Annotated in this window: 14 protein-coding genes; 4 read left to right on the top strand and 10 right to left on the bottom strand. The window is 40.1% G+C overall.

The window, feature by feature from the left end; all coding sequences use genetic code 11:
- Positions 1-254 precede the first annotated feature (254 nt).
- A complete protein-coding gene (locus CLW00_RS09865) occupies positions 255-722 on the bottom strand; it encodes an Lrp/AsnC ligand binding domain-containing protein (protein WP_106133519.1) in 468 nt (155 codons plus the stop codon).
- Between the two features lie 612 nt (positions 723-1,334).
- On the opposite strand from CLW00_RS09865, the gene CLW00_RS09860 reads away from it, so the two are divergent.
- Together CLW00_RS09860 and CLW00_RS09855 are read left to right on the top strand one after the other, a co-directional pair.
- On the top strand, positions 1,335-3,254 hold the full coding sequence (locus CLW00_RS09860) for a M14 family metallopeptidase (protein WP_106133518.1): 1,920 nt from the start codon (positions 1,335-1,337) through the stop codon (positions 3,252-3,254).
- 147 nt (positions 3,255-3,401) lie between these two features.
- A complete protein-coding gene (locus CLW00_RS09855) occupies positions 3,402-6,248 on the top strand; it encodes a S9 family peptidase (RefSeq protein ID WP_106133517.1) in 2,847 nt (948 codons plus the stop codon).
- A gap of 6 nt (positions 6,249-6,254) precedes the next feature.
- Here the strand turns inward: CLW00_RS09855 and CLW00_RS09850 are convergent, their stop codons facing one another.
- From CLW00_RS09850 to CLW00_RS09840, 3 genes are all read right to left on the bottom strand, one after another.
- Entirely contained in the window at positions 6,255-6,986 is a 732-nt protein-coding gene (locus tag CLW00_RS09850) for a succinate dehydrogenase/fumarate reductase iron-sulfur subunit (protein WP_106133516.1), read from the bottom strand.
- A 1-nt stretch (position 6,987) separates the two neighbouring features.
- Positions 6,988-8,889 carry a fumarate reductase/succinate dehydrogenase flavoprotein subunit gene (locus CLW00_RS09845; RefSeq protein WP_106133515.1) on the bottom strand — a complete coding sequence of 634 codons (1,902 nt, stop codon included), beginning with the start codon at positions 8,887-8,889 and terminating at the stop codon, positions 6,988-6,990.
- A gap of 261 nt (positions 8,890-9,150) precedes the next feature.
- On the bottom strand, positions 9,151-11,421 hold the full coding sequence (locus CLW00_RS09840) for a PAS domain S-box protein (protein WP_106133514.1): 2,271 nt from the start codon (positions 11,419-11,421) through the stop codon (positions 9,151-9,153).
- 468 nt (positions 11,422-11,889) lie between these two features.
- On the opposite strand from CLW00_RS09840, the gene CLW00_RS09835 reads away from it, so the two are divergent.
- Both CLW00_RS09835 and CLW00_RS09830 read left to right on the top strand, forming a co-directional pair.
- A complete protein-coding gene (locus CLW00_RS09835; protein WP_106133513.1) occupies positions 11,890-13,533 on the top strand; it encodes a sodium/sugar symporter in 1,644 nt (547 codons plus the stop codon).
- Between the two features lies 1 nt (position 13,534).
- Positions 13,535-15,025: a xylulokinase gene (locus tag CLW00_RS09830; RefSeq protein WP_106133512.1), complete on the top strand. Its 1,491-nt coding sequence runs from the start codon at positions 13,535-13,537 to the stop codon at positions 15,023-15,025.
- A 71-nt stretch (positions 15,026-15,096) separates the two neighbouring features.
- On the opposite strand, the gene CLW00_RS21250 is transcribed toward CLW00_RS09830, so the two are convergent.
- The 6 genes from CLW00_RS21250 to CLW00_RS09800 form a co-directional block, all read right to left on the bottom strand.
- A complete protein-coding gene (locus tag CLW00_RS21250; protein ID WP_146131401.1) occupies positions 15,097-15,435 on the bottom strand; it encodes a spore germination YkwD domain-containing protein in 339 nt (112 codons plus the stop codon).
- Between the two features lie 493 nt (positions 15,436-15,928).
- Entirely contained in the window at positions 15,929-16,471 is a 543-nt protein-coding gene (locus tag CLW00_RS09820) for a fasciclin domain-containing protein (RefSeq protein ID WP_106133510.1), read from the bottom strand.
- 248 nt (positions 16,472-16,719) lie between these two features.
- The gene (locus CLW00_RS09815; protein ID WP_106133509.1) at positions 16,720-17,580 is read right to left on the bottom strand and encodes a type IX secretion system membrane protein PorP/SprF; all 861 of its coding nucleotides are present in this window, start codon (positions 17,578-17,580) and stop codon (positions 16,720-16,722) included.
- Between the two features lie 111 nt (positions 17,581-17,691).
- On the bottom strand, positions 17,692-18,891 hold the full coding sequence (locus CLW00_RS09810) for an alpha/beta hydrolase family protein (RefSeq protein WP_106133508.1): 1,200 nt from the start codon (positions 18,889-18,891) through the stop codon (positions 17,692-17,694).
- Positions 18,892-19,292: 401 nt separating this feature from the next.
- On the bottom strand, positions 19,293-20,207 hold the full coding sequence (locus CLW00_RS09805) for a carbohydrate kinase family protein (RefSeq protein ID WP_106133507.1): 915 nt from the start codon (positions 20,205-20,207) through the stop codon (positions 19,293-19,295).
- Entirely contained in the window at positions 20,200-21,540 is a 1,341-nt protein-coding gene (locus tag CLW00_RS09800; RefSeq protein WP_106133506.1) for a sugar porter family MFS transporter, read from the bottom strand. The genes CLW00_RS09805 and CLW00_RS09800 overlap by 8 nt, the downstream gene beginning before the upstream one ends.
- Between the last annotated feature and the right edge of the window lie 158 nt (positions 21,541-21,698).

Here is a 21,698-nt window from a genome sequence, read left to right as displayed (position 1 = left end):
ATGCGAAGATACAACATAATGGAAAAAATAATTGTTCGATGTGATGCTAAATTATTCCAAATACCTATTGATTTTATCAATAAGTGATTGATAAACAATATGATGAAAAAAAATACGGGAAGATCTTAAAGATTTTCCCGTATTGGTATAGTTATATTTTTTAAAAGAATAATCAGGAAATTTATTTATTTAGATTTAATCTAAATTGTATTTTATACAAAATTACCTGAAAACAGAAAATGATTTAAATCATACTATTTGTCAAAAAACTGAATAGGTCTGTTGATACTTTCTTCCAAAACAATGAGTGTCTCAGTCCTGTCTATTCCTTCTACCCTTTGGATATTATCCAATACTGTTCTTAGGTGATTGGTGTCTTTACAGATTATTTTGGCAAAAATACTGTAGTTCCCTGTGGTGTAATAAGCATTGATTACTTCTGTGATCTGCTTTAGCTTCTCAATTACATTGTCATAAAGAGAGCTTTTTTCAAGATAAATTCCCAAGAATGCCGAGATGTCATATCCCAACTTAGAAAAATCAATGTTCAGTGTAGCACTCTTCACGATTCCCATGTCTTCAAGTTTCCTCATTCGAACGTGAACTGTACCTGAAGAGACGAACACTTTTTTTGCAATTTCTGTGTAAGGTGTCTTGGCATCATCATTTAATAAGGAAATGATCTTTAGGTCTACATTATCAATATCTAAAATTTTGTCCATTTTCAAAGGGTTGTTTTGAATCTATGTTAATAATACTGGCGTTAAATTATGAAATACTTAAAAAATACCAAAATATATTTTTCAATTTGTAAATATCACATGAATCTATTTATTTTGGGACTTAACTTGATCGCTTATATAATATTTTGACTTGTTGTAATATTGAAATATATTTGATTGCATTCAGAGTAAAATATTTAGTATCAAGTAGTTTAAACTAGAAACTTTTAATCTCTAAAGTTATATTTGGGTTTATATTCTGAAAAGAGTCTTGCTTTTGGCAAGACTTTTTTATTTTATATGAATATCCGCTTTCAAACCAGTAGAATCTAATTAATTGAATTAACCTCTGATTTAAAACCAATATCAAAATATCCAATATCTATTAGTATCCTTTTGCCAAAAAAGCCTCATTTAATTGATTAGAGGCATGGTTGCGGATAATCATATTTTCGATTAATAGAGAAGACTGTATTCTGAGAAAATTGCGTGCATTTCAAGCTTCCTATTGATTAGTAAGACCCTCGACATAATCTAGGTGACATTTTTTTTGAGCGGTTAGGAAGAAGGGAATAACTCCTTTACTTTTATTCCAAACCAATCTTTAATAATATGAACAAAATTATACTCTCTTCGCTAGGAGTGTTTCTGCTTGGTTCAGGAATGGCCCTGGCGCAGGAAAAAGTCCTACACGAAAAAAAATGGCCCGAGCAGGATGAAAAGGCCAAATTTTACACCGTGTCCGGTGAAAGACATGGGCAGTCATTCTTCAAAAAGTATGAGTTTCCTGAGGTTGAGTATAAGCCTGGGGACAAACTTACTTTCGATATTTACCATACTCCAGATGTCATGTACCATTGGTACAGGTTATGGGCAGAAAAGTATCCTGAAATCACAGAATTGTATGAAGTCGATAAGTCCTATGAAGGCAGGCCTATTCTACAAATGACCATTACCAATAAAAAGACAGGGAAGCACACAGATAAACCTGCTGCATATTTTGAAGGTGGTAGACATGGCGGTGAAGTCACCGCAAGTGAGGCTGTCCTATGGTTGACCCAGCACTTATTGGAGAATTATGGCAAAGATCCTGAAATCACCAAACTGATAGATACCAAGACCATTTATGTAAGGCCTCAGAATAACCCCGATGGATCTAACATGTACTTGTTTTCAGAACAAAGAAATAGAAGTACTGTGCGACCTTACGATGTAGATGGTGATGGCTTGTTTGACGAAGATCCAGAGGAAGACCTCAATGGTGATGGTGTCATCCATATGATGCGTAAAAAAGCTCTTACTGATGAGGAAAAAGAGGAGGCCAATTACATCCTTGATCCAAGAGATCCAAGTGGAAGGTTGATGAAAAGGGTTTTTGATGGCCAAGGTGAGTACTTAATGTACTCAGAAGGTATCGATAATGATGGAGATGGCAAATTCAATGAAGATGGAATTGGAGGACTTGATTTGCATAGAAATTATCCTGAAAACTGGAGACCTGATAGGAGAGGAGACATGACTGGAAGAGGCTATACTCAGTTTGGTGCCGGGGAATACCCGCTGAGTGAAATTGAGACAAGGTCTACAGTTCTTTGGCTTCTTTCACATCCCAATATTTCTGTGGTAAACTCATTGGATACAAGAGTGCCAATGCATTTGAGGCCACCTTCTACTTCATCTTCTGAAGAGTCGATGTTTGAAAAAGACAGGGAAATATATGAATACTATGACAGTTTGGGGATGACTATTACTGGTTACCCTTGGGCAGGCGATGTTTATGAGACTTATGCCACACGCTGGAAAGTGAACAGGCTGACCGGAGATCCACTGAAGCCTACACCGCTGTTTGGACATGGGCCTGATTTCGGCTATTTCTATTATGGTGCTGTTTGGTACGGTGATGAGCTTTGGAACAATGGAGCGATGAAAGATTATGATGGAGATGGAATTCTTGATGATTATGATGCACTGATGTGGGATGATGAAGAAAATGAGTCTAGGGGATTCAAACCTTGGGAAAAATTCGACCACCCACAATTGGGAGAAGTAGAGATTGGAGGGTTTCATCCTAAGTTCTTTGCGCAAAACGGGCCTCCTTGGCAGTTGGAAGGGTGGATCAAAAAGCAATCGCTCTTTAACCTTGCCATGGCAAAAGATCTTCCTCAGATAGAAATCAATGATGTGCAGGTAAGCAAGTCAGGAGACGAATACGAAATCAAGGTGAAATGGAGCAATTCAGGTAAGCTTCCTGTGGCTTTGGATCAGGCCAAAAGGGTGAAAATCGTTCAGGAAGACCGTTTGATGCTTGAATTTGACAAAGAGCTGATGAAAGGCTTCGAAAATGCAAAAGTTCAGATTACCGGGCCGGAATTATACGATAAGACCATTTATGCCGGATATACAGATGCAGGAGAAAGCAAAGAATCGGTGTTTAAAGTCAAAGTCAATCACAATGAACCTGTAAAAGGTAAAATCAAATTGCTTTCTACCAGGGGTGGTTATGCAGAAAGAGAGATTACTTTGGGTAATTAATAACTAAACCACAAAAGCAAAAGGGTAACCCTCACTGCTTTTGTGGTTTTTATTTTTTTGTTTGAAACAAAAAACTCCCCACTAAAATAATTTTAGCTGTGGCAACGAAATACAATTCTTATTTTTCCGAAAATAGAATGTCCTAATATGAATTTGATAAAAATTAAGCATTTATTAACATTTTTACTTTTCTTCTCCCTCACCCTAGCATTTGCTCAAGAAAAACGGTCTCTTAATCATGGAGACTATGACGGTTGGGAGTCTATCAGTGCAGAAAAAATAGCCAAAAACGGTATATGGCTGGGTTATGAAGTGAATCCACAGGAAGGGGATGGCAGATTAGAACTCGCAGAGACTAAAAAACCCGAAAACAAGATTATCGTGCCGCGTGGAGGGAATTGGGCTTTTTCCCATGATGGTAAATTTGCAGTTGGTAAAATTGTGCCTGAGCGAGATTCTGTCAGGTACTTGAAGTTAACGAAAGCCAAGTCTGATGATATGCCAAAGGACAGCTTGTTCATTTTTAACTTGGATAAGGCTGAGGTCGAAAAATTCGCAAGGATCAAGTCTTACGGACAACCAAAGAAAAAAGGAGATTGGTTGGCCATACATTTTGAAAAAGAAAAGAGGTCAAAACCTGAGATAAAAGATGAAAATGATTCTACTCAAATAGGGTCTGAAAAAATCGAGCCTCCAAGAAACTCAGAGGGAACTAAGTTACTTGTCCGCAATTTTGGAGGGGACAAGAAATTTGAATTTCACAGGGTGATTAACTATGGTTTCTCAGAAAATGGAGATTTCCTCTACTACATAAAAGCAGAAGAGGATACTTTAAAAAATACCGGACTATTTTTATTGAACCTGCAAACCGGGATTTCGAAAATTATAGATGTAAGAAAAACGGAATATATGACCCCGGCATTTTCGGCGAGCAACAAGTATTTGGCATACCTGACTACCGAAGATTCACTCAAATCCAAGACACCTTATTATGATCTCTACCTTTATGATATTGGCAAGGAGTCCAATCAAAAGGTGCTTCAAAAGGATGCTGAGGGTCTAGAAGGTATGATTTCGAAAAATGGAAGGGTATTTTTCTCCAAAGATGAACAAAGGTTGTTTTTTGGTACAGCACCTGATTATAAGTTTTTTGAATATGAGGAGGATACGACAATTCTTGATGAGGATAGGGTCAAGTTGGATATTTGGGGATGGCAGGATGCTGATATTCAGCCAATGCAATTGAGGAATAGGAACAGAGATGAAAAGAAATCTTTTTTGGCAGTTTATGACCTGAGAAATGGCAAAGTTTTGCAATTGGCTGATGAGAAAATCCCTGATGTTAGCGTGGATAAAAACGCAAAGTTCAAGGTAGGTATTGGCGTTGACAATAGCCCTTACCGTAGGAATTACAGTTGGGATATTCAGGTTGGCAAAGATGTGTACATTGTCAATCTTGAAAATGGACATAGGTACCTGATGAAAGAAAACTTGTCCGGCAATCTTTTGCTTTCTCCGGAAGGTAAATTTGTGTATTGGTATTCTTATCAAGACAGTTCTTGGATTTCTTTTGACTTGGCCAATAGGGCTTTTGTTAATATGACAAAAAGCATTGGGGTCAATTTCTACGATGAACAGCATGATTCTCCGGCGATGCCTTCAAGCTATGGCTCAGCGGGATGGCTCAAGGGCGATGCCTCATTTTTGGTATACGATCAATATGATGTGTGGAAAGTGGACCCATCTGGTAATGCAGCGCCGGTTAACCTTACTGCCGGAGAGGGAAGAAACAGGAAAATAGTCTTCAGGAGGCAAAAGTTGGATGTTGAGGAAGAGTCGATTGATCCAAGCAAACCTTTTTTCTTGACAGGTTTCCATGAGTTAGATAAAAGGGATGGTTATTTTACAGCGAATTATCAGCAAGCTTCAGAGCCAAATGAGCTTGTCTTTAGCGATCACAGGTACTTCGGTTTTGCAAAAGCCAAAGACTCAGATAATGTCATTTTGAGAAGGTCTACCTACAAGGATAATCCTGATATTTATGTAAGTGATCTCACACTGAAGGGACTTTCAAGAGTGTCTTCAATCAACCCACAGCAATCGCAGGTGAAATGGGGATCTGTGGAATTAGTAAGTTTTATGGCCAATGATGGTACACCTCTCCAGGGACTTTTGTTCAAGCCTGAAAACTTCGATGAGCGACGCAAATATCCGATGATGACGTACTTTTATGAGCGAAATTCAGATGGTCTGCATAGTTATAGAGCGCCGGTACCTAGCGCTTCTATCATCAATATTCCGTTTTTTGTGAGCAACGACTACTTGGTTTTTGTACCGGATATCAAATATGAGCTGGGTCTACCGGGACCAAGTGCATTCAATTGCATTATTCCGGGTGTGCAGAATATAGTTAGTAGAGGCTATGTGGATGCCAAAAATATGGCCATACAAGGACAAAGCTGGGGAGGATATCAAGTCGCACACCTGATCACCCGTACCAATATGTTTAAGGCAGCTGGGGCTGGTGCTCCTGTGGTTAATATGACATCCGCCTATGGCGGGATCCGATGGGGTACCGGGATGAGCAGGATGTTCCAATACGAACAGACACAGTCTAGAATTGGTGGCACGCTGTGGGAAAAACCAATGTATTACCTACAGAATTCACCGCTTTTCTATATGGACAGGGTAGAAACCCCCGTTCTGATCATGCACAATGATGCAGATGGAGCTGTGCCTTGGTATCAAGGTATTGAGATGTTTATGGCTTTGAAAAGGCTAAACAAACCAGCTTGGCTGTTGCAATATAATGATGAGGACCATAATCTCAGGTTGAGGAAAAATAGAAAAGACCTGTCAATCAGGCTTTCCCAATTCTTTGACTATTATCTGAAAGGTGCTCCGGCCCCTCTTTGGATGACAGAAGGATTGCCGGCAGTAGAAAAAGGCAGAACACTTAAATATGAGCTTTCTGAGGAGGAATTGGATTGGTAATAATTTTCAGCTTTTCCAGAATTCTCTATTCATAGTCACGATATGCGCTACAGAAATCCCCTGTGGACATACTTTCTCACAGGCTCCTGTAAATGTGCAGGAGCCAAAACCTTCTTCGTCCATTTGGGCGACCATTTGCTGAACTCTTGTTTTACTTTCCAATTTCCCCTGTGGCAACATCGATAGATGGCTGATTTTTGCACCGGTAAAGAGTGCAGCACTGGCATTTTTGCAGACAGCCACACAAGCACCGCAGCCTATACATGCGGCGGCATCAAATGCAGCTTCTGCAGTTTCATGACCTATAAGGATACTATTGGCCTCCGGAGCTTGGCCTGTATTTACTCCAATAAAACCACCCTTGGAAATGATTCTGTCCAATGCTGTCCGGTCTATGCAAAGGTCTTTTTTGATAGGAAATGCTGCGGCCCTGAAGGGTTCTAAGTGAATCTCGTCACCATCACGGAAACTCCTTAGGTGAGTTTGGCAGGTAGTTGCTCTTTTTTCAGGGCTCTGTACATGACCGTTGATGGCAATGCCACACTGACCACAAATTCCCTCTCTGCAGTCTGACTCAAAAGCAACAGGATCCTTACCTTCTTTGATGAGTTTTTCATTTAGAAAATCCAGCATTTCGGGAACAGACATGTTTTCGTCCAGTCCTTCCAATGCATACTTTTCAAATCCCCCCTTCGCTTTGGCACTTGCCTGTCTCCAAACTTGTAATGTCAGTTTCATATTATTTATAACTCCTTTCACTCACTTTAATATATTCAAACTCTAATTGTTCTTTGTGCAACTTAAACACGTTCTTTTCTATTGATTCCCAAACGGATACATACTGATATTCTTCGTCATTTCTTTTGGCTTCACCTTCTGTGGTTTGATACTCTTTTCTGAAATGTGCACCACATGATTCTTCCCTCTGCAAGGCATCTTCCACTATCAAGAGTGCCAGTTCCAGGTAATCTTCTACACGTGCGGCTTTTTCCAATTCAAAGTTGATTTGCTGTCCTTCCGGTACCAATAGGTCTTTGTAGAAACTTTTTTGCAAAGCAAGAATCTGCGATTTGGCTTCTAGCAAGATTGGTTTTTCACGGATCAGTCCACATTTGGTATAGAGTAAGATACCCAATTCCTTATGGAATTCTTCTGCGGTTTTGTTTCCTTTGATTGCCAGTAATTTTGCAAGCCTGTTTTCGGTTTCCTTTTTCAGATTTGAGACAATGGCTTGATCAATTTTCACATTTGGAGTTTCACCTGCCAGATAGTTCATAATGGTATGTGTAGAAATAAAATAACCGTCTACACAAGCCTGAAGTAGTGAGTTTGCTCCGAGTCTATTGGCTCCATGGTCTGCAAAATTGGCTTCTCCCAGCACAAATAATCCTTGGACATTGCTCATCAACTCATAATCGACCCAAAGCCCACCCATGGAAAAGTGAGCTGCTGGAGAAATCAGCATGGGTTGTTCATATGCATTCATGCCGGTGATTTTTTTGTACATGTCAAATAGGTTGCCGTATCTTTTTTCAATCGCGGCTTTTCCGTCTCTGGCAATGGCATCTTTGAAGTCCAGGTAAACGGCATTTTTCATCGGTCCGACACCGTGATTGCTATCGATTTGTTCTTTGGCAGCTCTTGAGGAAATATCTCTTGGCGCTAAGTTGCCATACGAAGGATATTTCCTCTCCAAATAATAATCCCTTTCCTCTTCGGGGATATCTTTTGGAGCTCTCGGATCATGCTCTTTTTTGGGTACCCATATCCTGCCATCGTTTCTGAGGGATTCTGACATCAGCGTGAGTTTGGATTGATAGTCGCCCATTTGAGGGAGAGAAGTTGGATGGAATTGTGTCCAACTGGGTGCTGCGAAATGTGCGCCTCTTTTGTGTGCTCTCCAGATTGCGGAAGCATTGCAGTTCATGGCCAAGGTGGATAAATAGTAGATTTTGCCATATCCTCCTGTCGCCAAAACGACAGCATCTGCTTCCTGAATACTGATTTCGCCTGTGTCTAGGTTACGGGCTACAATGCCTTTAGCTTTATTTTCCACTACCACGAGATCCATCATTTCGTACCTGGTGTGGAGGGAAACGTTTCCAACAGCAGATTGCCTTATCAATGCCTGATATGCTCCTTGCAATAATTGCTGACCAGTCTGTCCCCTTGCATAAAAAGTCCGGCTTACCTGCACACCACCAAATGAGCGATTGCTGAGGTAGCCACTGTATTCTCTGGCAAATGGTACGCCCTGAGCTACAGCTTGGTCTATCAAGGCCAGCGAACACTCCGCCATTCGATATACGTTGGCTTCCCTTGACCTGAAGTCACCGCCTTTGACCGTGTCATAAAACATTCTCCAAATGCTGTCTCCATCATTTTTGTAATCTTTGGCTGCATTGATTCCACCTTGAGCAGCTACGCTGTGCGCCCTTCTAGGGGACTCATGAAAGGTGAAGACATCTACCTGAAAACCCAGCTCAGAAAGACTTGCCGCACATGAGGAGCCAGCGAGACCAGTGCCTACCACTATGACTTTATATTTTCTTCTGTTAGCAGGATTGATCAGTTTGGAGGTAGCCTTATATTGGGTCCATTTTTCCTGAATAGGCCCATTTGGAATTTTAGTAGCAATCATCCCTGAATATACTCAAGGTTGGGTGAATGCGCGAGCCGATGGGCCTAAAAAATCTTTTTTTTAATCAATTACTCAACATTGATGTAAGGTGTCGTGATTTTCTGTATTTCCGATGGCATACAAAAATTATGGTAAAACATACCCTTGATTTGTGACGGAGTTGATACTGATTGACACTGATTTGAGTTTTCTTCAAAAGATCAGCTTAAATGCTTTTTGGCGGAATAGCATATGCTCACAGTCGATTTTTATCAATCCTGATCAAATGTCCATGTTCCTCGATGAGTTATACGTCTTGGCTGAGATTTCTCTGATCGTAAGGTCCAGCTCTTTACAGGAATTGACTATTTCACGAAGGATATCCAAGGTGTTCATTTCATCAAAATCAGGTTCCTCAAGGAGCATCACCAAACCCATGATTCTGGCGACAGGAGCCCGCACTATATGCGACTGAATGAAGCCGATTTCTTTCAAGGCTTTGTTTTGATCTTCTATTGTGTTGATGTATTTCCTGATTTCCATCATATCATTGGCAAATACAGCCACTCCAAGGACCTTTTCCCTCATCTTGATAGGGTTCATGGTGATGTCAAAATTGTAGTTTTTTTCTGCAGACATTTCTGTGAATTTGATACTTTTTCCTTGGAGAGCTTGATCGTATCTTTTCTGCCAGACTGCTTTCTGTATTTCAGGAAGGAGGTCAATGATGTTTTTGCCGTCGTTTAGCTTTGAGCCATACATCATTCTGATTTGTTCTTTGGATACTTTATTGCTGAAATTCAATGAAAGTTTCTTGTCTACGGCCCATATACCTTCGCTAGAACTGTCAATGATGGCTTTTAGATTGGCCTGACTTTCTTCAATTTTAAGCCTTGTCTTTTTGAGTTCGGTGATGTCTGTAAAAGAATTGAGCACCCTGAAAGGCTTCTTTTCATTGTTTCTAAATTCGGGTTCTGAATCAATGATGATCCATTTAGGTATGTTTTTGCCGGGGTGAAAAACCCCCATAATTTGATTCTTGACCGGTTTTCCAGTTTTAAGAGCAACCATAGCTGGATGGAGCTCTCCCGGAAATGGGCTGCCATCTTCCAGTATAGCTCTCCACCTTGGGTCCATGGAAGTTCTCCCGACAATTTCATCCATACTCAGTCCTAATATCTTTGAGGCAGCATTATTGGCTTTGATAATATGTCCTTCCTTAGCTTGATAGACTATGCCTTGAGCCATTACATCAAACAGTTTTTTGTACTCCATATCACTTGCCTCTTTGGATAATTGGGCTTCTTTTTTCTCTGTAATATCCTGAAAAGTCCCATAAATCCTCATGCAGGTGTTGTTTTCATATTCTGCCTGCCCCAATACCCGCACCCATTTTTTATTACCTTTTGCTGTATTGATTTCAAATTCATCGTCAAAAGGTCTGCCCGAAGAAATGGCATATTGGAGCAATTCATTGATTTTCTCCTGTGAATTTTTAGTGAAATACAAGGAAAATGCATCCTCTATGGTCGGGGTAAAATCCTCTTCTAATTCATGGATTGCTTTGGTAGTTTTTGACCATTCTATCGTTTTGTCTATTAAATTAAATCCCCAAGCACCGATTTGGGCAAGACTTGATGAAATCTCCAATAGTTCTCTGGTTTTCCTCAGTTCTCTTTCCGCTATAGCTTTTTGGGTGATATTCCGAACCAAAGAAATCACCTTATCATTTCCGAAAAGGGAGATTCTGATCTCGTATTCTTGAAGACCTTTCTGTGTTTCTAAAGTGTAATGCAATGGCTGAGGTTCAATGCCATTTGCAATCTTTTCAATAGCATCAAAAAAATACATCACTCGAGCTTCGTTCTGAATTTCTATGATATTTCGTCCTAGAAATTCACTTGGATTTAACATGAGATCATCTTCATTACCTCCCAGTACTTCCAAATAATTACCTTCTTTATCTTGGATAAAGATCAAATCCGGAATGGATGTTAAAATGGAGTTTCGGAATTTAAGTCCAGATGTGAGGATTGCATTTTTTGCCTTTTTTTTCACAATATCATGCCTCAAATTCAGGGTGTTCCCAAGTTGTTGGGCAAGGAGTATCAGTGCATTTTTTGTTTGGTCATTGAACTTGGGATTTTCTTTGAAAAGGAGCGATATGGCACCGAGATTAATCCCTTTGTTGCTTGGAATAGGGATACAGCAGCAATAGTTTAGAGATGGGTTTTCCTGTAAAAGGGCATTTTTTGAAAATTTTTTGTTTTGCCGAATTGATTCAGCTTCATAGAAAAATTCTTTTGCCTGAACAGCCAATGTGCAAATTGAATGTTCTACTGGGATTTTTTGGATTTTTGTACCCAGGGAAGCTTTGAGGACTGATGATTCCCCACAAATGACAGAAATATAAGCTGTGCCGCATTGGCTAAGGGCAGCCGCAATATTTAATATTTCTGTAAAATCTTTATCTTTCTTCTCACTGAGGAGATCGATACTTCTGAGGAAATTTTCTCTCAGGCTTTGTTCTGTTATATCGCTATTTTTTTCCACAAGTTCCTTTTGTCACATAGCTATGAATTTAATGGCGCTTATGCGCCGAGTTATTTTTTTACTCGCATCACTAAATTGTAAGTCAAATGCTTTTAATTAAAAAAAATCGGTTAAATTTTAAGTATAACTGTAAAATAAGACTAAAGTTCATGAAATAAAATAGATGTGCTAAACTATCATATTTATTCTTTGATTTTTTTGATCAAGTCCCCCTTTCCAGGAAAGTTCTTGGTACTTTAGAATTATAAATCTGGTTTCATATTCAAGATTAATTGTTTAGCTAGTTGTGACATTTTGCATTTCATTATGATTCAATGAAAGTATTAGGTTCCACACTTATGTATTAATGTGTAAAAAAACTTAGTCAATTCTACCAAAACATTATATTTGAAAATAATTCTGTTCGAAAAGAGATTCTTTCGAACCAAATTCATTCCTATCTCAAACCATACACAATAATCCAAACCTATGTTATTAGAACCTTTAGACCTCATTGTTTTTATCGGGTATTGTTGCCTGATAGTGGGCATGGGGCTTTTTGTTTCCAGAGAAAAAAAAGGCCATGTCAAAAATTCACAGGATTACTTTCTTGCATCAAAAGCCCTGCCTTGGTGGGCCGTTGGGGCCAGTTTGATTGCATCAAACATATCTGCCGAGCAATTTATCGGCATGTCAGGATCAGGTTTTGCACTTGGTCTGGCAATTTCTACCTATGAATGGATGGCTGCGATTACCTTATTGGTTGTGGCTATTTTCTTTTTGCCGGTTTATATCAAAAAAGGGATATACACCATGCCCGGTTTCCTTCTGGATAGGTATGATGCCAGGGTAAGAACTACCATGGCTATTTTCTGGCTATTGCTCTATGTATTCGTCAACCTTACCTCAGTATTGTATCTGGGAGCTTTGAGTTTGAATACCATATTGGATATCCCATTGGGGTATGGTATCGCTGGATTGGCGGTTTTTGCAATGATTTATTCCATATATGGAGGCTTGAAGGCTGTAGCCTGGACGGATGTAGTACAAGTGTTTTTCTTGGTTTTGGGTGGTCTTGCAACTACCTATATTGCCCTACAGATGGTAGGTGAGGGCAGTGCCTGGGAAGGTCTCGGATTGTTGAGACAAGAGGTGCCCGGACACTTCTCCATGATATTGGAGCGTGGAGAAATGATGATTCCTGATGGAAAAGGGGGTACTTACGATGCCTATCAAGATCTTCCTGGTATATCAGTACTGGTAGGCGGTATGTGGATTACCAACCTTAGCTACTGGGGATTTAACCAATACATTACCCAAAGGGCATTGGCAGCCAAGAGTTTGGACGAAGCCCAGAAAGGGATGATTTTCGCAGGTTTCCTGAAGTTGTTGATGCCATTGATCGTGGTGATTCCTGGAATTGCTGCCTTGGTAATCGTCAAAAATGGCATTGATACAGGTTTTATACAGTCTATGCAAGATCCTGTTACCGGTATTATCAAATCAGATAGGGCTTATCCTACCTTGCTTCAGTTGCTGCCTGTCGGTCTCAAAGGTTTGGCTTTTGCAGCCTTGACAGCCGCCATTGTTTCCTCACTTGCGTCAATGGCCAACAGTACCTCGACTATTTTTACCATGGATATTTACAAAAAATATATAGGTCAAGATGCTTCTGAGACCAAACAAGTAACCGTAGGCAGGATCACCGCTGTTGTAGCTTTTGTGATTGCAGCCATAGTTGCCCCGGCTTTGGGACAATTGGATCAGGCATTTCAGTTTATTCAGGAATATACAGGCTTCATTAGCCCGGGAGTTTTTGCGATTTTCTTCTTTGGTGTGTTCTGGAAAAAAACCACTTCCAATGCAGCCTTAACGGGTGCTGCGATCAGTATTCCACTTTCAGTAGTATTGAAATGGTTGGTGCCTGGATTGCCTTTCCTAGACAGAATGGGTATTGTATTCTTGGTTATTGCGGCCTTGATGATCCTGATCAGCCTTTATGAAGGAAAAGGAAAAGACCATCCAAATAGCATCGAAATCAATAGTGAGCTGTTTAAAACCAGCGCTGCTTTCAAAATCGGTGCGTTTTTGATTGTAGGCATCACGTCTGCATTATATATAATTTTCTGGTAAAATGAGAAGACTCTTAATTGGATATGACATTGGTAGTTCGTCAGTAAAAGCTACCCTATTGGATGCAGATACAGGGAAAGTAGTAGCCTCAGAAGGCCTCCCTAAAGTAGAAATGCCAATCAATGCTCCACAAAAGGACTGGGCTGAACAGGATCCTGATATGTGGTGGAAATATATTGTAGACACCACCAAAGCCATTGTTGCAGGTGCTGATGTCAAAAAAGGAGAACTTAAAGCGATAGGGATTTCCTATCAGATGCATGGCCTTGTCTGTGTAGATAAAAATAAGGAAGTCATCAGACCTGCTATCATCTGGTGCGATAGTAGGGCTGTGGGAATAGGTAATAAGGCCTTCAAAGAATTGGGGGAAGAATATTGTCTTCCAAACCTCTTGAACTCCCCGGGGAATTTTACAGCTTCCAAATTGAAGTGGGTCAAGGAAAATGAACCCGATCTATATGCCAAAATCCATAAAATCATGCTTCCTGGTGATTACGTTGCCATGAAGCTGAGTGGTGAGATCAAGACGTCAGAAACAGGACTCTCAGAAGGTATTTTTTGGGATTTCAAAGAGAATGGCCTCTCCGAAAAACTCCTAGGAAATTATGGTATTGATAAGGGCTTGATTGCTGATGTGGTACCTTCTTTCTCTGAACAAGGAAAAGTTACTCCAGAGGCGGCCTCGGTTTTGGGGATTGAAGCGGGTATTCCGATTACATATAGGGCAGGAGATCAGCCCAACAATGCTTTTTCCCTCAATGTCTTGAAGGAAGGTGAGTTGGCAACCACTGCGGGTACTTCGGGAACGGTGTATGGAGTCAGTACCAAGCCAGTATACGATCCACAATCGAGGGTCAACACTTTTGTCCATGTCAATCATTCTCAAAATGATCCACATTATGGGGTTTTGCTGTGCATCAATGGTACGGGAATATTGAATTCTTGGGTAAAAAGATTGCTTGGAGGGGAGGCAGTTTCTTATCCTCAGATGAATGACTTGGCGGCAGAAACCAAAATCGGAGCTGAAGGCCTTTCTTTTATTCCATTTGGAAATGGGGTAGAGCGTATCATGCAAAACAAAGCTGTGGGAGCGCATATGATGGGACTGAACTTGTTGCAACATGACCGTAGACACGTACTGCGCGCGGTGCAGGAAGGGATAGTGTCTTCTTTGAAGTATGGTTTTGACATCATGAAGGATATGGGGCTTAACCTGAACACAGTGAAGGCGGGAAAAGCCAATATGTTTTTGAGTCCACTATTCAGAGAGGCATTTGTCAATATGAATGAGATAGTCTTGGAATTGTATGATACTGATGGTGCGCAGGGAGCTGCGAGAGGTGCAGGAATTGGTGCCGGTATCTATGCCAATGCCGACGAAGCATTTTCAGGTTTGGAAAAACTTGCCTCCTTTGAGCCAGAAACTTCTAAAATTGAAGCATATAAAGAGGTGTATGGCAATTGGCATAAAGCCTTAGAAAAAGTCGTGTAAGCTGATTTATTTCAAATAAAAAGCCTGTGATTCTTTTATGAATTACAGGCTTTTTTCTTTTCAAAGATGAATTACCTTGGAGGTCCGGCCAGATCTTCCTCTCGGCCAAACCAAACTGTCGCATACCGGCCTTTTATGCCGATTCCTATAGCTTTCCACTGAGTGGACCACGGACCAGCATTGCGGATCACGGCATCATGACCGGGGCTGTTTTTCCAGCTACTCAATGCGCCCGGTGGATTGATATTTACAGTGCTGTAAGAAGCGATTTCAAAGCCATTACCAGTATAATCGGTGAGTTCTCTTGGTTTGTTCCACATGCACGCAGCTTGGGCGTGGTCAGCGGTATAGCAGCAGGGGGTCCAGTCCCCAAATTCCGACCAACTGTGGCTATTGCAGGAGTCGGTCATGGGATTATTTTCATGTAAATCATGAGCATGCATTTGAGCGACGAGACTTAACGACGATGATAAGGGAATGTCACTCAAGCCAAATTCAGCCCTGTAGCTCATGAGGAGGGTGTAGAGTTCCATTTCAGCAGCTGAGAGAGTCACAGCGTCATCATCAATTTCCGGTTTAGGATCACAGCCCTGTAGCATGGGTATGATTGCCACAAGCATTAGGGCAAAAGCTACTTTAAAACAACTATTTTTCATTGTCAAATCACTTAGGTGGAGGTGCTTATGTCTTTATAGGCAATGGGGTTCACTTGGCATGAAGGGTGAATATAGTTCAATTATTCAAGTGTTTATTTCTTTATTTTTAAAAATTGTATTTTAAGAATTTATGGTCAGGCTATTTAAAAACTATGGATATGATTCTAGGTTTGTAGAAGTTTTGCTATGCAATAAAAAAAGCCTGCTTTCGAGCAGGCTTTTAAGAATTTTAAAAAGAAGGGAAATCTTATTTTGGCAACAACACAGCATCTATAATGTGTACTACACCATTGCTTCCTTCAATATCAGCACCTGTCACAACAGCATCATTGATATAGACTTTACCATCCTTAATGGATACAGTAAGTTCTTGACCCTGAAGCGTGGTGACTACTTGACCATCAGATAAATCAGCCGCCATTATATTCCCTGACACTACATGGTAGGTCAGTACAGAAGTCAATTGATCTTTGTTTTCCGGTTCTAACAAACTATCAACAGTACCCTCTGGCAAGGCAGCAAAAGCTTCGTTTGTAGGCGCGAATACAGTGAATGGACCGTCTCCATTCAATGTCTCAATAAGATCAGCTGCCGATACAGCTGCTACTAGTGTAGTGTGATCTGGGGAACCTCCTGCGATTTCAACAACCGTTGGTGCAGTTTCCTCTACTACTACCTTGTCCAATACCTCAGTTTCTGTTTCTGTTTCAGTTGTTTTGGTATTGCAGCTCATGGCCAACAATGTTGCGCTACATGCAAGGGCAAGGGATAAAATTTTTAAAGTTTTCATTATGTATCTCGTTTTATGGTTTAACAGATACCCAACATCATTTGACCTAATAAGTTTAAATCAATTAGAGAAAATTGATGAAGGGTAAACAGAGAATATACTAAATTTTTTCCTGAATTTATAATCGTGAACTGTTCCTTGTGGTCAACTAAAAAGATTTTGTGGCTCTCCTTACTTTTTAACTGTCTATTATTTTATCTGCTCCATTTGCTATAAGGGCTTATATTAATTTGCTTATGAAATTTTGATTAGAGAAAATATCTAAAGAAAATATCTAAGTTGTTGCTGGGAAGAAGTGGAGATTGGTCATAGGCTGCACCAATTGATAAACCACGGTAAAGTCTTCCTTCCAAGGTTAAAATACTCCTCAATTCATTTACCCTGAGTAAGTATGAGAAATTTACTTTTCTTTCAAAACTTAGAAAAAGTCCAGCATCTATTTCTGTCTTCAGTTCAGTATACAGTAGAACATATGGAGCCACCACAAACTTTTCATTGATTGTAAAATCATAAGATGTATTCACCACAAAAGCTCGCTGCGTGGTGATTATTCCTTCTTCATCTATTTCTTGGGAAATACCAATTGTATTCCTAACGGATGCACCAAGTTTAAATGCCTTCAATTGAAATTGAGCTCCTACATCAATGTCAGGCGAAAGTCGAAATGAACGTCCTGTTTCATTATTTGGTAATTGGTAATTTGACCAATTAATTAAATCCGAATGCAAGGTAAATCTACCACCTAATGTCAAGTTGCTATTTTCCCCAAGCTTAATAATTCTCCCATATCCTCCATGTAAAGAATTCCGGCTGAAAAACGAGTATTTGTCGTTCATATACCCTATGGTGAAGTATGAGTTCTTTGTATCATTCATGCTGAGGTAATCGGCATAAAATGTTGGGCTTTTTTCCCAAATACCTTCATTTTCAGGAATGAATTTAGTCCGGCTATAAAGCAAAAGCCTTTGACTATCATCTCCCATTTCAGGAAGAGATGCAGGGTTGTATAAGAGCATGTCCTGAAAGTATGCACTTGGCCGCATGTTGTACTGTGCCATAGAAAGAGCTGGTATTATGGCGAAAAAGGATAATATTAAAAGTTTTTTCATGTTTTTAATATTTTATGAGAATGTCTTGCTATGGATTTTGTAAGAAACTTAAATATGCTTTAATGGAGCTATCAAAGCATGTTTTTGTGTTCCGTGTGCACTGTGCAATAATTATTTTAGCAAGTTGAATTCGTTTGTGGTATTAAGGATGAAATTTCCTAACTCTGAAGTATGTCCTCCACCCGGATAAGTATAAAATTCTACTTCTCCACCAGCCTCTAGGATACCATTTCTAGCATCTTCGGAATTATAGTAAGGAACAATTTGATCATCATCTCCATGGTGCAAAATTACTTTGCCAACAGGTCTCCAGCCTTCATGATTGGAATTTCGCCTCAAAACGGTTTGGTAAGCGGAATCATTTCCGTTTAAGACATTGGTTCTAAAATGTGACTTAAAAACCAGGGCAGGATCTGAAGAAGGAGTGAGAATGGAGGACATCTGATCAAATACAGGGTAATTGTAAAGTTGATCAGTAGGCCGTTTTAGTTCCGAAAATTTATTGATAGAGTAAACAGCCCAAGAGAAAATGGGCATGATCAAAACTTCCTCCCCAGCTCTGCCCATCTTGTCATTATGAAATCGTTCAAAATTATGGGGCCCCGCCAAATGAGAGCTTCCCAAAACATTAAACTCTGCAGGGTATTGCTCTTGAACAAACCTATGTGTTGATAAACTTGCTGCCCCGCCTTGAGACCAGCCGGCAAGAAAGAGCCTATTGTCGTAAATCATATCTGTTTTGTTCAAAATAAACTCTTTCGCAGCTAACAGCCCGTCCATATTGGAAACAAACATTTCTTCCATATACATGTAAGGGTGATCGGTCCCAATGGTGATTCCATAACCAATATAGTCTGGCATAAAAACCACGAAACCGGCAGAAGCCCATCCAAGACCCATATTTCTTACATCCCTGTTTTTATCAATTTCTCCTTTATAATTGGAGGGAGAAATATCATTGGCTCCCAAAATTTCAGAAGGCAATTCGGTACCATGTGTATACATTAATAGATTTGCAATTTCGACTCCTTTAGGCACAATGATCAAACCTCTGCTATCGATTGGTTTTCCCATATATTGAGTTCTGTAGGTTAGTGCGAAAAAGTCAACATCGTATTTTGCAAGTGTGCTTCCATCCAGTTCATTCATTCTAGATACAACTTCATCTTTGTTTAGGCTTCCCCTCTCTAAAATCTCCACTATGCCCCCACGGTCTTCAGGAGCTAAGATAGCTTCTTCACTTGTGCAACTATATACAACTATTAATATTAATAATCCTATAAAACCTACTGGTATGCCTCGGAATAACATTTAACGTATTTTAGAATCAACATTAAATTAATTAATTCAAAAATATAATAAATAAATCATTGAATAACAAAAATATGAGTTGATAATCAGTGAGATCGGTGGAAAATACTGCTTGGTTTTTTGCAAAAAACCAAGCAGTAAACAATGTATTGATAAAATTAGGGACTATAATTTCTAGGCAATTGAACAGTTTTTTTTAAAAAGTTAAATGGATGTGCACGACACCTTTGATCTCATTCTAAGAATAGCTTGTCCGTGGCAGATGCAATTTCATAGAATAGATGAAATCGGTAAAATTGCCATTGAATACAGATGTAGTTTTGGATATGTATAAAAATAATCCGTTTTATCAGTTAAACAGCATTTCAGCAAACTTTAAATTCAACATATTTTTTTTCTCCCTAAGCCAAGCCTTTCATTACTTTTCCTACCTCCTCCACATCATACTTTGGCGTACCTCCTTTTTTGGTAGCTACAAAAGCACCAAGGGCACAGGCAAAGTCCAGGATTTCCTGGTTGTTTTTGCCATCCAAGTATGACTTGACAAATCCGCTGAGAAAGGCATCTCCGGCTCCTACAGTGTCCTCTACCTGTACTTTGTAGCCTGGATGTTTGAAAATTTTGCCATTTTTATAAATCATGGCTCCCTTACTTCCCAAAGTGACGCAGACCATCTGAATGGGGAAATGCAAGGAGAGGTAGCTGCTTACCGCCTCGGCAATCATAATCATATCCGAGCGGTCCTCTGGCAAAGCCATATGGAAATAATCCGCCACAAGCAGCAATTCGTCTTCGTTGATTTTTAGGATATCGGTATAGCCAAGGATGATCTCAATTTGCTCAAAATCAAAATAGGGGGCTCTTAAGTTGATGTCAAAGATCTTAAGTACAGGACTATGGATCAGGTGGTAGAGGGTGTCCCAACTCGCTTGATTCCGTACCCCCAAACTCCCAAAAATAAACGCATCCGCTTGATTGACTGTCAAAGAATTGGAATCCGTCAAGGCCACATAATCCCATGCCGCGGGGGAATTGATGGTGTACTTGATATTTTCAGGATCTTTATTGTCCACAGTCACCGTACCGGTAGGATGGGTTTCATCCAATTGGATTTCACTGGTATTGAGCCCATATCCTTTTACAAAGTCCAATAACTTATCTCCATATGTATCCTTCCCCAATCGGGAAATCATGTTGACATCCAAACCCAGTTGCATAAGGTGCAAGGCCACATTCATAGGTGCTCCTCCTGGTATTTCATGGTCTGGGAAACAATCCCAGAGCATTTCTCCAAAACATACGACTTTCTTAGACATGTTCTTTCTGTAGTTCTTTTTGAATTTCTTCCAAGGATTTTCCTTTGGTTTCCGGCATCTTGAATGCTACCCATAGCAATTGCAAAACCATCATCAGCGCAAAGAAGGCGAAGATATTTCCTGCACCAAAACTGTTGGCAAAGAAGGGAAACAAATTGGCGATCAAGGCAGCGAATATCCAATGGGTGAAAGAACCCAAGGATTGACCAAAAGCACGAAGTTCGTTGGGGAAAATTTCTGAAATAAACACCCAAATGACTGAGCCTTGGCCTATGGCATGCGAGGCAATAAAGACAAACACAAAATATGGCAACAGTGTATTGCTGACTGCACCGCCAAAATAGCTATAAGCCATCAGCGAAAGGGAAATGATATAGCCGATAGATCCGATATACATCAAAACCTTTCTGCCCAATTTGTCTATCAAATATAAACCGGACATGGTAAAAACGATATTGATAACGCCAATACCTATGGTAGAAAACAAGGCGTCTTCTGTAGCGATACCCGCTGCTTCGAATATCCTCGGCGCAAAATAGATGATGGCATTGATTCCCGACATTTGGTTGAAAAAGGCGATCAGAAAAGCGAAAAAGGTGACTTTTCTAAATCTCGGATGAAATAAGGCCGTCCAGACTACATTGCCCTTGATCTCTTTGCTTTCTTCAATTGCGAGATCAATGGCTTCATCTACCCCTTCCGGGTCTGTTTTGGTGAGGATTTCTCTGGCAGCTTCATAATCCTGTCGTTTGGCAATCAGCCAGCGTGGACTCTTTGGTACTTTAATAATGAGAATACTATAAATCAAGGCAGGGATCGCCTCTACACCCAACATCCATCTCCATGCCTCTGCCAAGTTGGCTGTACCGATCAGGTAGTTGGAAAAATAGGCAACCAAAATACCAAAGACGATATTGAATTGGTAAAGGGCGACTAACTGTCCCCTTCTTTTGGCCGGAGCGATTTCGGAAATGTACATGGGGGCCACAACAGATGAAGCGCCTACTCCAAGACCTCCTATAAACCTGAAAATCATAAAGGTGTTGACGTCATTGGCCAAGGCAGAACCCAATGCGGATACCAAGTAGAAAACGCCAATCCAAACCAAGGAAGCTTTTCTGCCAAATTTATCGGCAGGGATTCCCCCAAACAATGCCCCGATAACGGTACCGTATAAGGCCATGGCGACTGCAAGTCCATGTGTCCAATCACTTAAATTCCAAAGTTGTTGGATATCTCTTTCCGCACCAGAGATGACAGCGGTATCAAATCCAAATAGAAAACCACCCAAAGCGGCGGTGATGGAGAGGAATAAAACGTAGTTTTTGTTCATAGGTAGGGGAAGAAAGAATAATTAGAATCCTGAAATTTAGTAAACAATCTCAAAACTCCTGAAACAGACGTGGTCGATATTCATTGATATTGGATATTAGATAGATATTGAGTTTGAATTCAAATTGTGCTTAGGGAAGAATTGGGGAATGTTTACTG

The organism is Mongoliibacter ruber (assembly GCF_003003005.1).
GTDB classification, from domain to species: Bacteria; Bacteroidota; Bacteroidia; order Cytophagales; family Cyclobacteriaceae; genus Mongoliibacter; species Mongoliibacter ruber.
The sequence above is the reverse complement of the archived record's forward strand: the minus strand, read 5'-3'. Positions and strand labels throughout refer to the sequence as shown.